Raw genomic sequence first — 924 nt, 5'->3', positions numbered from 1 at the left:
GGTGGGGATTCCGTGGCCGTGCAGGGCGTTCCGGCAGCGGTGCACGCGGTGGCGCAGGTCGTCCGGTGTCGCCGGGTCGAAGAGGACGCCCGCCACGGCGCCGCTGTGCGCGATCTGCACGCCGGCCGCCCCGGTGTGCCGGGCGACCGCGACGAGGTCGTCGAACTCCGGGTGCCGCAGCACCCGTTGGCCGCGCCGGGCGCTCGCCGTGGCGACCTGGGCCAGGAGGCGCGCGTCGCCCCGGGCGACGGCGCCGCGGAGCAGGGCGCGCAGCCGTTCGTACTCCCGCACGTCGGTGTCGGTCGCCTCCCGGACGGGTAGCGCGAGGGTGTCGACGGGCGCTCCCCCGCCGAGGACGCAGCCCACGACGACCAGGGGCGGGAGGGCCGGGCCGAGGACCTCCAGGACCCGGCCCTCCCGCTGGGCGAAGAGGACCGGCCGGGCATCGAGCATCAGCGGGTCGCTGGCCCGTTCGGCGTGGACGGCGAGGCGGGCGACGGCGCCGGGGGCGAGGCGGCGCCCGTACGCGTCGGCGACCGCCCGGATCGTCGCGATCACGTCGCTGGTGGAACTGCCCATGCCCAGTCCCATCGGCACGTCCGAGGTGAGCCGCAACTCGCCCCCGGCGGGCGGGAGTCCGGCCAGGGCCGCGCACTCCGCCACCGCGAGGGCGGCGGCGCGCCCGGCCTTCCCCCGGTCGGCGGGAGTGACGGTGACGGCCCCGGGCGGTGTGCCGGGTCGGCGGACGAACTCCGCCCGGCTGCCGGGACCGTCCAGCGGGAGCGTGACGAGGCCCGCGCACCGGTCCCCGTGGGCGTCGAGGAAGACGCCCTGGAGAAGCTCGCCGTGGTGACAGGGGGCGTGGCCGACACCGGTGCCCGCGCTCCCCGGCGTGCCGTCGCCGCCGGGGGCGGCGGCCGGCTC

At 79.0% G+C, this 924-nt stretch carries 1 protein-coding gene; it reads right to left on the bottom strand.

Annotation, left to right across the window (positions count from 1 at the left end; translation table 11 throughout):
• Positions 1 to 924, bottom strand: a 924-nt coding sequence (locus tag EAO70_RS36185; protein WP_148007027.1) for a GHMP kinase, incomplete at both ends; no start/stop codon positions are given.

Source organism: Streptomyces sp. adm13(2018), from assembly GCF_008042145.1.
In the GTDB taxonomy this organism is placed as follows: domain Bacteria; phylum Actinomycetota; class Actinomycetes; order Streptomycetales; family Streptomycetaceae; genus Streptomyces.
This window is presented reverse-complemented; position numbering and strand designations above follow the sequence as displayed.